Raw genomic sequence first — 12,226 nt, 5'->3', positions numbered from 1 at the left:
TTAGCTGATTTTCATTCCTGGCGTCAGTTTGCCCAAAGCTGTCAGGGTGCTTAGCGCTGCGTCGTCGTCGCTGGCGGCACACAACACCATGCCCTCAGAAATGCCAAACTTCATTTTACGTGGCGCCAGGTTGGCCACCACCACCACATATTGCCCGTTCAGTTGCTCTGGCTTGTAGTGCGCAGCAATGCCCGAGAAAATATTGCGTGGCTTTTCTTCGCCGAGATCAACTGTGAGCTGAAGCAACTTGGTGGATCCTTCAACCGCGCTGCATTCTTTCACCAGGCCGATCCGCAGGTCTATCTTGGTGAAGTCATCAATACTGATGAAATCGCCTGACGTGGTGCTTGCGGCTTCACTGGCAGGTTTTTTGGCATCAGTTTTTACCGGCGCTGCTGAAGCAGAAGCCAAGGATTGCTTGTTGGCATCAATCAATGCATCAATTTGTTTTTGGTCTACGCGTTGCATCAAGTGCTTGAAGGCCTGCACAGGTGTTGCACTGCTCAATGGTGTGTTCACATCAGCCCAAACCATTGGAGACACACCCAGAATCTTCTCGGCGTTGCCAGCCAACACGGGCAGTACGGGTTTCAAATACAGGGTGAGCAAGCGGAAGGCTTCCAGGCAAATGGAGCAAGCTGTTTGCAACTCAGTTTGTTTGTCCGGGTTCTTCGCAAGCTCCCATGGTTTTTCCTGGTCCACATAGGCGTTCACTTTGTCAGCGCAGGCCATCACTTCGCGAATGGCCTTGCCATATTCGCGGTCATCATAGTGTGTGGCAATTGCATTGGCTTGCGCCCGAATATCCACAAGCAAGGGGTGCTGCATGGCTGAATCAAGCACGCGGCCTTCAAAGTTTTTTACCAAAAAGCCTGCACTGCGGCTGGCAATGTTGATGTACTTGCCCACCAAGTCGCTGTTCACGCGGGCGGTGAAATCTGAAAAACTCAGGTCGAGATCTTCCATGGTTGAATTAAGCTTGGCCGCAAAGTAATAGCGCAGCCATTCAGGATTCAAACCCTGCTTGATAAAGCTTTCCGCGGTAATGAAGGTGCCACGGCTTTTACTCATTTTTGCGCCATCAACTGTCAAAAAGCCGTGCGCATTCACTTTGGTGGGTGTGCGCAAACCTGCGAATTCAAGCATGGCGGGCCAGAACAGGGCATGGAAGTACAGAATGTCTTTGCCGATGAAGTGAATCATCTCGGTTTTCGTGTCGGCTTTCAGAAATTCCTGATAGTCCACGCCGATCCGTTCGCACAGGTTCTGGAAGCTGGCAAAGTAACCCACAGGTGCATCCAGCCACACGTAAAAGTATTTGCCCGGAGCATCGGGAATCTCGAAACCAAAGTAGGGCGCATCGCGGGAAATGTCCCAGTCAGCCAGTTTGCCGCTGCCTTCTTCACCCAGCCATTCCTGCATTTTGCGGCTGGCTTCGACTTGCAATCGCCCGGGGGTTTGTGTCCATTGGCGCAGGAAATTTTCGCAACGCGGGTCGGACAACTTGAAGAAATAATGGTCTGAACTTTTGCGCACAGGTGCTGCGCCTGACACTGTGGAGTAAGCGTTTTTCAACTCAGTGGGTTGATAGGTGGCACCGCACACTTCGCAGGAATCGCCGTACTGGTCTTTTGCGCCGCACTTCGGGCATTCGCCCTTGATGAAGCGGTCCGGCAAAAACATTTCTTTGATCGGGTCATAGAACTGTTCAACTGAGCGGGTTTGAATCAAACCTGCATCGCGCAGGCGTGTGTAAATGGTTTCGCAGTGTGCCTTGTTCTCGGGCGCGTTGGTGGAATAGTAGTTGTCAAAGCCCACATGGAAGCTGGCGAAGTCGCGCTGGTGTTCGGTGCTGACTCGCTCAATCAATTCTTCAGGGCTAATGCCCTCGGCCTGCGCACGCAACATAACAGGGGTGCCGTGGGTGTCGTCAGCACACACGTAGTACACCTCGTTGCTTTGCATTTTCTGAAAGCGAACCCAGATGTCGGTTTGAATGTATTCAACCAAGTGGCCCAAGTGAATGGCGCCGTTGGCGTACGGCAAGGCAGAGGTAACAAGAATTCGGCGAGTCACGATGTTGTTCTTTGGGGTTGTTCTAGACGCAATGCGCTATTGTACGCGCGATTGATTGTGTGGAGAGTGTTGCCTGTGGTGCCCGGGACCGGAATCGAACCGGTACGCCCCTTTTACGGTAAGCGACGGATTTTAAGTCCGTTGTGTCTACCAATTTCACCACCCGGGCTGATGGCTTGAAAACTTGGAGGCGGGGGTCGGAATCGAACCGGCGTACACGGAGTTGCAGTCCGCTGCATGACCACTCTGCCACCCCGCCAAGGGTGTTCCACCAAAATGTGGCGGGCAAAGAAAAGGGGAAGTGTATCACTTCCCCTTAGGAATTTGGAGCGGGAAACGAGACTCGAACTCGCGACCTATACCTTGGCAAGGTATCGCTCTACCAACTGAGCTATTCCCGCATTTCAACAACGTGTCGTCGTTGAGAGAACGAAATTATAGCAAGAAAATTTTTTGTGTCAAACGTTTTTGCAAAATAATTTCATTTATTTTTTACCTGCTTAAAAGTTGTGCAAACCCAAGCCTGTTGCGGCTTTCGGGGAAGTTGCCCTTTTTGGTTTCAAGCTATTGATTCTGTTGTGAAATGTAGTTTTTCCACCCGCGTTTGCGCAAGTCACAGGCTGGGCATTCACCACAACCAAAACCCCACTCGTGTTCGTGGCTTCGGTCGCCTGTGTAGCAGGTGTGGGTATCGCGAACGATGATTTCAAGCAATTTCTTGCCGCCCAGTTGCTCGCCCAGTTGAAAAGTTTCGGTTTTGTCGATCCACATCAGCGGTGTCTCGAACCGGAATGAACTGGCCATCCCGAGGTTGGTGGCCACTTGCAAAGCCTTCAAGGTGTCTTCACGGCAGTCGGGATAACCAGAAAAGTCGGTTTGGCACATGCCACCCACCAGCGTAGACAAGCCCCTGCGGTAGGCCACCGCAGACGATATCAAAAAGAACACCAGGTTACGTCCCGGCACAAAGGTGTTGGGCAAGCCGGTTTCGCTCAACTCGATTTCGCGTTCTTCGGTCAATGCACAATCAGAAATTTGTCCAAGCCAGCTTAGGTCAATCACGCGGTCTTCGCCCAACCTGGGCGCCCATTCGGGAAACTGTTCACGCATTCTTTCCAGTACTGTCAGCCTGCATTGCAGTTCAATTCGATGGCGTTGCCCATAGTCGAAACCAACGGTTTCAACATGCTCAAATTTGCTCAAGGCCCAAGCCAGGCAAACAGTGCTGTCTTGGCCGCCTGAAAACAGCACAAGCGCTTTCTTGTTCATATTGGATCAGTAGTGGGATGGCATTAAACCGCCATTTTAGCTGTACAAACAAAAAACCCCGCGTTGCTGCGGGGTTTTTAAGCTTGTTATGACTTCAAAATACCTGAGTTGGCGATTAGCTCGCCATGCCCGCCGAGATCGCGTACTTCACCAGTTGAACACTGGAGTCCAGGTTCAGCTTTTGAAGCAGACGCGCCCGGTAAGCGTCGATGGTGCGCGGAGAAACTTTGAGCAGTTCCGCGATTTCACGGCGAGGGCGGCCCTGGGCAATCAAGGTAAGCACTTGGCGTTCACGACGGGTCAACTGCGCGCCTTCATCCTGCTCGGCCAGCGTGTTCATCTGATTGCTCAGGTGTTGCTGTTCAGTAGAAGCATAAGAGGTGCTTGCTTTGCTGTTCACCAGCTCAGGTGCCACATAACGGGCGCCTGCTGCAACAGTGTCAATTGCCTCACGAAGCGTTTCCACCGAGGACTGCCGACCCACGCAAGCCCACACGCCCGGTTTGAATGCCATGGCCAAAATGTCTTGGGCATTGCCCTCGCACACCAGTACAACCCGCACATCAGAATAGCTCGATCCAATATGTTGAACCACAGCCTCGCCGTGCCGGTTGCCTTTTTCGATGGTGATCACCACGATCCGCGTTTCAGCGCTGGCCAGGTGGTTGTCAATTTCTTCCAGGGTTGTCCGGTTGGTGACAAACATGGGCTGAAGGCTGATTGTTCTGCCCGGGGGGGTGCTTTGAATGCCCGTTTCGCGGGGCGTTACTGGTCGACCTGCCAAGCCCTTTTCATTCTTCATAGTCCCACCCATGTGTGGCTGGCTTGGCCAGCTCGGTATTAAGGTCATTGTTGTTAGCCCCGCTGTTGGATTTATTTGGGTTACCGCTTATTCGATTTGTACTTCAGGTAATAAATTTTGGATTCAAGGCAGTGTAGGTAATTTCAAGCAAGCTAATCACTTTGGGGGGGATTGCATTTTGACCGGCTATGTAAGCAAATAGACAGTACAAGTACTGTTCTGGAATCGGAACTTTTGCTAGTATCCCTTAGCTAGGGGATACTAAAGAGTTACATCCCCCCTTGTTGGGTGGCCCTATTCAGTGGTTTGAGCAGTAAAACTTGGCCTTTTTGACAAAACCAAAGTCCAGCTCGACTGTAAATTAACAGTATCAGGACGTATCAAACACACACAGATGACTTCATCTCGGGGACAGCCAGGTTGAGAGAAGAGCTCGCTTCTTTAATTGAACGAATTGCAAATCGCGATCGAAAGGCGTTTGAGGAGTTGTATCAACTCACGTCACGAAAGATGTTTGCGGTGGCGTTGCGCATTGTTCGGGAGCCCGGTCTGGCTCAGGACGTGCTTCAGGACGCTTACATTCGTCTTTGGCGGTATGCCCACACATTCAACAACAAATTGTCCGCACCAGAAACCTGGTTGCACCAAGTGGTCAGAAACAGGGCTCTGGATTTGATTGCCCAACAAAGCCACACGGTGAACTCGATTTCACTGGACCAGTTTTCGGATCAGGACGATGAACCCAATGAATTGGTGTTCGAAGCCCACTCTGCAAGCAGTGACGACAAGGAAACCAGCCGCGTGATGCAAGCCTGTGTGCAGCGTCTCGAGGGAAAGTATCGCCAGGTGCTGACTTTGGCATATACCCATGGCATGAGCCATGCGGAAATTTCAGAACACCTGAATGTGCCTTTGGGAACGGTTAAAACCTGGGTCCGCAGGGGCTTGATCGAATTGAAAACCGTGTATGACGAATTTCAGTCCGAAGGTTTGGCAGCAATGGCCGCGAGCAGTTCGCGCAGGCAAGATGCCGAGCAATCCGGATTTGTGGCATAAGGGGGCCCCATGACTGATGATGAAAAAAACTGGTTGGCTGCCGACTATGTGCTTGGTGTAATGCGCGGGGCAGAGCGCACCGCGTTTGAAGGCCAGTTAAGGCTGGACCCTGTATTGGCCAAGTCGGTGTTGGGTTGGCAGGAGCGGCTCAGCTTGATTGATACACAGCCGCAAGTGCTGTATTCAGCCATGTCGGAAGCGGAAGTGGATGCCGCCCTGAGCAATGTATTTGAGCGGGTGTGCCGTGCAATAGATTCTCAGCCTGATGCCAAAACCCGATTGGACAATCCGCTGGCCAAATTGACCCGTGAACAATTGGCAGGCATGCGCCCCGCGGTGGTCCGCTTGATCGCCTCCTATTTGGTTTTGCTTGAACGACTCAAAGCGCAACAGTTGCGCATGGCCGGTTCAGCGGGCGCTGTGTAACCTAGGGACTCGCAATGTCGGTTAAATATTTGTTCAAAGAAAGACTCGAAGCACTCTGGAATTTCGGCTTGAAACCGGAAAAGTCTGGGGAAGCTGCTGCTGAAGCCAGTGGTGCAGTTGAAGCATCCAACTCCAAAACAGTTGAAGGAGTCATTCGCAGTGCTTTGCCTCTGTTGAAGCGTGCAGCCCTGTTGTCGATCTTCGTCAACCTGGTGGCCTTGTTTCCTGCCGTGTTTGCCCTGCAAGTTTACGATCGGGTTATTTACCGCTCGGGCTTGAATACGCTGACTGCCTTGTTGATTGGCATGGGTATTTTGCTCGCAGCCGACCTTATTCTGCGTTCATTCCGTGCCCGAGTGTTGCGCGTGGCTGCTGTGAAAATCGACGGACAAGTTGCCAGCAAGTTGATGAACAAAATTCTGTCGATTCCACTGCGACAGCTTGAGGCACGCTCAACTGCGGCTTGGTATTCCCTGTTCAAAGATGTTGATACCGTGCGCGTGGTATGGAGTGGCGCGGTCGCCATGACCATTCTGGATTTGCCGTTTGCCATCTTGGCCATTGGTTTGATTGCCACCATCGCCTTGCCCGTGCTTCCCGTGGTGCTGGTTGGCTTGGCGTGTTTGGCGGCTTTGTCCTGGTACAGCTCGGGAGAATTCAGAAAGCGTCGTGTGGAAGAGTTTTCACGTGCGCGCCGCCGCGATGAAGTGTTGGCCGAGGTTTGCCGTGGCCGTGAAGCCATTAAAAGTTTGGTGCAAGACGATTCTGCCAAACGAGCCTGGGTGTCAAGCTACAACTCGTGGGTTCAGGAGTCCTTTCAGAAAAACGGTGAAATGGAAGACCAGCGCGAGTTGTCTGTTTCCATTATGTTGTGCGTGAACGTGGCCATTACGGCGGTTGGTGCTTATGCTGTGATTAATCAATGGATGACTGTAGGTGGTTTGATTGCCTCGAACATGCTGGCAGCCAAGGCGATTGGCCCATTGGCAGCACTGACTGGCCACTGGCGCTCGATTGCACATTCCCGCGAAGCCACAGATCGCTTGAACAAAGTGTTTGCTGCAGATGAAGAGAAGCAGCACACCGGCTTGAACCTGCCCATGCCTTCAGGCGCTTTGCGCCTGGAAAACGTGAGTTATCAGCACGTGGGTGCTCAAAAAGAAGTGGTCAAATCGGTTTCAGCTCAAATTGGACCCCGTGGCATTTACGGCTTGGCCGGTGACAACGGTGCGGGCAAGTCAACCTTGTTGAAATTGCTGCGTGGTCTTTACGAGCCACAAAGTGGCCGAGTACTGCTGGACGAATATGATTTGTCGCAGTTCTCCCGCCAAGAACTTTCTAAATGGATTGGTTTTTTGCCGCAAACGTCGCAATTGTTTGAAGGCACGATTGTTGAAAACTTGCGCCGCTCGAATCCCGACGCCAGCGACGAGCAAATTTTGCTGGCCGCCAAGCGTTCAGGCGCACATGAATTTATTGCCAAAATGCCTGACGGTTACATGACGCAGGTGGGCGAGGGCGGTAACCGCTTGTCGGGCGGTCAACGCCGACGCGTGGCCATTACCCAGGCTTTCTTGTCAGATGCTCCGGTGCTGTTGCTCGATGAGCCAACCAATGATCTGGATTTTGCCGCTGAAACTCACTTGATGGCCGTGTTCAAAAGCCTGGCCACAGTTAAAACCATCATCATGGTGACGCATTCGGTGCGTTTAATGTCGATTTGCGACAAGATTATTTACCTGGACAAGGCTTCGAAGTTGCATGTGGGTGCCACACCAGAAATGCTGAAACTGTTGTACGGCATTTCTGTACCCAAGCCTGTGCCAGCCGCGCCCAAGGCGGCATCTCAGGTTTCTGCTGATGCTGCCAAGCAGGCATTGGGCGGCAATGGACAGGAAGGGCAAGCAAGTAAGGATGCCGGCGGCAAGGCTGCTCAAGCCTGATGAGTGAAGGTCGAGAAATCATGAAGTCCAACAATGCATTGGCCGAAGTCGGCAAAAATGACCTGAAACCCTACGAGGTTCCGGCCTTGTACAAGCCGAACGGCGGAGGTTTCGACACCAAAAGCAGGTTCGCACTGGGTTTGATCGCCTTGTCCTTGTTCGCCTCTTTGTTCATTCGCGTCGACCAGGTGGTAACCGCACCGGGCAAGGTGATTCCATCAACCCGAGTCAAAAGTATTCAGCACTTGGAAGGTGGTATTGTTCAAGACTTGGCTGTGAAAGAAGGCGATTTGGTGAAAGAAGGGGCCATGCTGGTTCAACTGAACCTGGCCACATCAGGCATCAACATCGAAGAATTGAAAAGCCGACGCGCTGCACTTGAAATGAGCCGTGCGCGTTTGTTGGGTGAAGCCTCGGGCAAAGCACCTGAATATCCGCCAGAAATTGTTGCCACCTACCCGGATTTGTTCCGCACGGAACAAGCCACCTACATTGCGCGTGTGACAGAACTGAACGGTATTTTGGGCGTGAATGACAGCCAGATGCTGGGCAACCAAGGCAAAGTAGGCGAGTTGCAGGCCAAGCTTGAAGGCCTTGAGAACCGCTCGGTAACTACCTTGCGAGAATTGGAAATTACCCGGGAACTGGTGCGCGAGCGCCTTGTGTCGCAATTGGAGTACCTCACCAAGAAGCGCGATTACGACAGCTTGACCGCTGAAATTGCCTCGATGCGCCAAACCATTGCCTCGGCCCAGGCCTCCGTTGGACAAAGTCGTGCTCGCCGCGTGGAAGAAGAGGGCAAATTCCGCCGCAGGGCCGCTGATGAACTCACAACACTTGAACGTCAGCTGGCCAGCTTGAAAGACGAAATTGACCGAGCCAGTGATCAGCGCGACCGTGCTGTGATTCGTTCGCCGATTGATGGTGTCGTGAAAAACCTGAAGCTGCAAGCGGTGGGCAACGTAGTTCGCCAAGGCGAACCCATTATGGAAGTGGTGCCTGTGGATGAAGTTTTGGTGGTTGAAACCCGGCTGTCTCCCGCCGACCGCGGCTATGTCAGCATGGACCAGGCCTCGGAAGTGAAGGTGTCCGCTTATGACTTCTTGCGTTATGGCACCTTGCCCGGCAAGGTGACGCAAATTGCCGCCGACACCGACCCGGGAACCGAAGAAACTGGACCCTATTACCGGCTGATTGTGAGCACCGACAAGGCGTTTTTTGGCACGCCTGATGCGCCATTGCGTATTTCACCGGGTATGACTGCCGAAGTAGATATTAACGTGGGTTCACAGCCCTTCATTTATTATTTGTTAAAACCTGTATTGAAGCTGAAGCAAGAAGCCTTCAGAGAACCATAAAGCCACACATGACAACACAATTGGACATGACCCAAGGGGGCGTATGGGCTCGCAAAGCACTTTGTGTGCTGATTGCGGGCCTTCTTGCATTTCCAGTGGGTGCGCAGGACCTGCCACCCGAAAACGATGTACCTTCCGTTGCTTTGGGCAACGACAACAATGAGTTTCGTGCCCGACGCATAGCGCCAGCCGAAGCCGCGAAAATGAGCAAGGAAGAACTTACCAAGGTTCGCTTCCTGAACATGTTGCGCACCAACCCGGAAATTGTGACTTCACGCATCAATGTGAATGCCTCGCAATTTATTGAAGATGGTGCCCGTGCTGCCTACTACCCAAGAATTACCGTGGGCGCAAATGCCAGTTCAAGTTCAACGGTGACCAACCGACAGTCAACCGACATTACTGTGACCCAACCGCTGTACACCGCGGGTCGAATTACCGCGAGAGTAAAGGCGGCTGAAACTGACGGCACCATTGCCGATGGGCAGTTTGTAAAAACCATTCAGGATGTGGTGCTGGAAAGCTTTCTGGCCAGCAGCACCTTGTCGCGCAATGCCTTGTTGGTGGAAGCTTCTCGTGCAGCCGAAGCTGCAGTGGCTCAGTTGCTGGCTTTGGAAGAGCGCCGGGTTGAGCTCGGTGGAAGTGGTGTTACCGACGCACAATTTGCCAAAGCTCGTTTGGCGGTGACCCGCGACAGACTGGTGAATTTTGAAGGGCAGTTTGAGGAGGCGCGTGCCACGTACTTCCGCTACTTCGGAGTTTATCCCGAGGGTTACAACGTGCCGGAACTGGAAATTCAACGCAACATGCTGCCTCAGTTGGTGGATGAGGCGGTGACCAAAGCCCTGTTTTCCAATCCGGAAATTCGCGTGGCAGAAAGCCAGATCGTGAAGGCTCGACACAATTACACGGCCGAGGACGCAAGCCTGTACCCGTCTTTGAACCTGGTGGGGATTCAGCAATTTTTCGGTGAACCCGACCCATTTACCGGCGACAGAACCGACAGCTCTGTGAACCTGCGTTTGCAGTACAGCGCCTTTTCAGGCGGCGAACAGGTAGCCAGGGTAAACCAGGCTGCAGCCACAATTGATACCCGACGTGCACAGCTGGCAGCAGCGCGTCTGCGGGTTGAGGAGAGTGTTCGTTTCCAGTGGGGAAAGTGGTCGGCCGGACAATCCCGATCAGTCACATTGCGTGGCGCTTACGCAGATTCACTCCAGGTATTTAAAAACCGCAAAAGGCTTCGCGACTTTGGCCGTGAAACCGTGATCGTGATGCTGGATGCGCAGGTGGAGTATTTCAACGTGTTGATTGCTTACATCAATGCGGTGTTCGACGCCAGGGACGCAAGCTTTCGCCTGATGCATGCCATGGGCCTGATGATGCCCACGCCGGGCGCGGAAGGGGATTGGTTTGAGTTGTTCTTTTCTCAAACTCCAGAACGGGAACGTTTGGAAAGCAGCTTGAAAGACACTGCGGACATTGCCAGTAGCCCCGCAGACCAGAAAATTGCCGAGAAGCTTGGTTTGGACGTGAGCCAGACTGAAGTTGAAAAAGCAGCCGGATTCGTATTGACCCCGGCACAGCGCCTTGAGGTTGAAAAAAGCTCGGAACGAAGCCGGGTTCAGGGCAGCGCGGCCGAGAAAGAACTGCGCCCAAGTTTGAAACCGGCACCGGTACTGGACCCCAGGTTTTATCGGTAAAGTCTTGATTTTTGTCGGTAAAGTGCTCACACTGATTGAACAGGGGCACTTTACTGCCTTATTTCATCCATTTCGAGGGGAAGAACCCTGAGAAACTGGCATGAACGGGGCGATTCCCAGAGGAACGACAAAAATGGGTGACGATATTCACAACATCAAGAACACGGCCGAAGACTTGGCTGTAGAGCGCGCAGAGCAACAGCTCGCCGATCCCTCTGCCTTGAATATGCAGTTTCTGCAGTCCACTCTGAATACATCCGAATTCGAAGGTTTAAGTGCCAATTCCGGTTTCCCCGGCGCTGCGGCAAAAAGTCAATTGCATTCATCGAACCAGTCAGGCGGCAGTTTTTCGGGATTGTCGCCCGCATACTCCGGTGCTGGCCTCTTGGGTGCTGTTGCGGCGGCTGACATCAGCGGTGCATCCAGCGCCATGGGCATGGCAGCCCAAGTGGCCAGCGCGGCGCCAGTTACCTTTGGCAAAACAGCAGTGGGTGATTCTGCAAGCCTAGTCGGTTTGGGCAACAAGGCTTTGTCGCAGCCAACCGACCTTTCAAAAATTTCTGATTTTCCTTTGTTAAAGCCAGTGGCCAACGCGGATGGTTCTATGGTGCCTGTATCTGCTGAGTTCGCGCAGTTGATGGCGATGCTGGAGGGTGGTGGTGGAATAAACCCGGAAGACGCTTTGAACAGCCTCATCGGCGGTTTGGGCCAGAATCCCAGTCCAGAGAGTTTGCAGACGGCCATCGATGCTGTGCTTGATCAAATTAATCTGCTGAACACCACTTTTGAGTCTGTGTTTGACAATTTGAGTGGTGATGTCCAGAACCAGTTTGCGGCGCAAACCGGCTTGCCCAGCGGTGATTTGGGACTGAATATTTTCGAAGACGCTGGCGAGGTATCAACGGTACTGACCGACTTGTTGGGCACAATCAATGTAGGTGCCAATCCACAGTTGGACAGTTTGTTGAATCTGGATTCAACATTTGATGAGATCGTATCTTTGGTAGGTTCCTTGCCAGACCTGGATCTTTCCCCGATTACCGAGCCTGTCACCGGCATCGTGGACACTATTACGGACATTACTGATCCGGTGGTTGATCCAATCATCGATACCATTACCGACATCACTGACCCAGTGGTTGATCCAATTGTGGACGTGATTACCGATATTACTGATCCAGTGGTTGATCCAATTGTGGACGTGATTACCGACATCACTGACCCAGTGGTTGACCCAATTGTGGACGTGATTACCGACATCACTGACCCAGTGGTTGACCCAATTGTGGATGTGATTACCGATATCACTGATCCGGTGGTTGATCCAATCGTTGAACCAATCCTTGATCCTGTGACTGATATCACTGATCCGCTTGTTGACCCAATTCTGGATCCAATTCTTGATCCGATTGCGGGCGGTGGTGGCTTGTTGTCCGGCTTGAGTAGTTCTCCCAGTGAATCCGATGCTGGCTTGCTGGATTCGCTCAGCAGCGGCATTTCTTCCAGTGCAGGCTCTGAGGGAGGCGCTTTGGATGGTCTGTTGGGTTCTTTGGACCAAAACAAATAAAACTCACCCCCTTTTTTGATAGGGGG

At 52.5% G+C, this 12,226-nt stretch carries 9 protein-coding genes and 3 tRNA genes; 6 read left to right on the top strand and 6 right to left on the bottom strand.

Annotation, left to right across the window (positions count from 1 at the left end; translation table 11 throughout):
• From metG to FCS97_RS16785, 6 genes are all read right to left on the bottom strand, one after another.
• Positions 1–2,076 carry a methionine--tRNA ligase gene (gene metG / locus FCS97_RS09005; RefSeq protein ID WP_138518107.1) on the bottom strand — a complete coding sequence of 692 codons (2,076 nt, stop codon included), beginning with the start codon at positions 2,074–2,076 and terminating at the stop codon, positions 1–3.
• Positions 2,077–2,152: 76 nt separating this feature from the next.
• Positions 2,153–2,245, bottom strand: a tRNA-Leu gene (locus FCS97_RS09000).
• A gap of 16 nt (positions 2,246–2,261) precedes the next feature.
• Positions 2,262–2,335: transfer RNA gene (locus FCS97_RS08995), tRNA-Cys, on the bottom strand.
• A 66-nt stretch (positions 2,336–2,401) separates the two neighbouring features.
• Positions 2,402–2,477, bottom strand: a tRNA-Gly gene (locus tag FCS97_RS08990).
• Between the two features lie 163 nt (positions 2,478–2,640).
• Positions 2,641–3,345: a 7-cyano-7-deazaguanine synthase QueC gene (gene queC / locus FCS97_RS08985; protein WP_138518106.1), complete on the bottom strand. Its 705-nt coding sequence runs from the start codon at positions 3,343–3,345 to the stop codon at positions 2,641–2,643.
• A 115-nt stretch (positions 3,346–3,460) separates the two neighbouring features.
• Positions 3,461–4,147, bottom strand: coding sequence for a response regulator transcription factor (locus FCS97_RS16785; protein ID WP_171035242.1), 687 nt, complete (start codon positions 4,145–4,147; stop codon positions 3,461–3,463).
• Between the two features lie 486 nt (positions 4,148–4,633).
• Between FCS97_RS16785 and FCS97_RS08975 the strand changes: the two genes are divergently transcribed.
• The 6 genes from FCS97_RS08975 to FCS97_RS08950 all read left to right on the top strand — a co-directional run bounded on the left by FCS97_RS08975 (position 4,634) and on the right by FCS97_RS08950 (position 12,200).
• Positions 4,634–5,203, top strand: coding sequence for an RNA polymerase sigma factor (locus FCS97_RS08975; protein ID WP_138518104.1), 570 nt, complete (start codon positions 4,634–4,636; stop codon positions 5,201–5,203).
• A gap of 9 nt (positions 5,204–5,212) precedes the next feature.
• Positions 5,213–5,629 (top strand): hypothetical protein, encoded by a 417-nt coding sequence (locus FCS97_RS08970; RefSeq protein ID WP_138518103.1) that lies wholly within the window; start codon positions 5,213–5,215, stop codon positions 5,627–5,629.
• A 14-nt stretch (positions 5,630–5,643) separates the two neighbouring features.
• The gene (locus FCS97_RS08965) at positions 5,644–7,572 is read left to right on the top strand and encodes a peptidase domain-containing ABC transporter (protein WP_138518102.1); all 1,929 of its coding nucleotides are present in this window, start codon (positions 5,644–5,646) and stop codon (positions 7,570–7,572) included.
• A 20-nt stretch (positions 7,573–7,592) separates the two neighbouring features.
• On the top strand, positions 7,593–8,930 hold the full coding sequence (locus FCS97_RS08960; protein WP_171035241.1) for an HlyD family type I secretion periplasmic adaptor subunit: 1,338 nt from the start codon (positions 7,593–7,595) through the stop codon (positions 8,928–8,930).
• Positions 8,931–8,938: 8 nt separating this feature from the next.
• A complete protein-coding gene (locus tag FCS97_RS08955; protein ID WP_138518100.1) occupies positions 8,939–10,633 on the top strand; it encodes a TolC family protein in 1,695 nt (564 codons plus the stop codon).
• A 133-nt stretch (positions 10,634–10,766) separates the two neighbouring features.
• Positions 10,767–12,200 (top strand): hypothetical protein, encoded by a 1,434-nt coding sequence (locus FCS97_RS08950; RefSeq protein ID WP_138518099.1) that lies wholly within the window; start codon positions 10,767–10,769, stop codon positions 12,198–12,200.
• The last annotated feature ends 26 nt before the right edge of the window (positions 12,201–12,226 follow it).

Origin of the sequence: Limnobacter alexandrii, assembly GCF_005871185.1 — a bacterium.
GTDB lineage: Bacteria > Pseudomonadota > Gammaproteobacteria > Burkholderiales > Burkholderiaceae_B > Limnobacter > Limnobacter alexandrii.
This window is presented reverse-complemented; position numbering and strand designations above follow the sequence as displayed.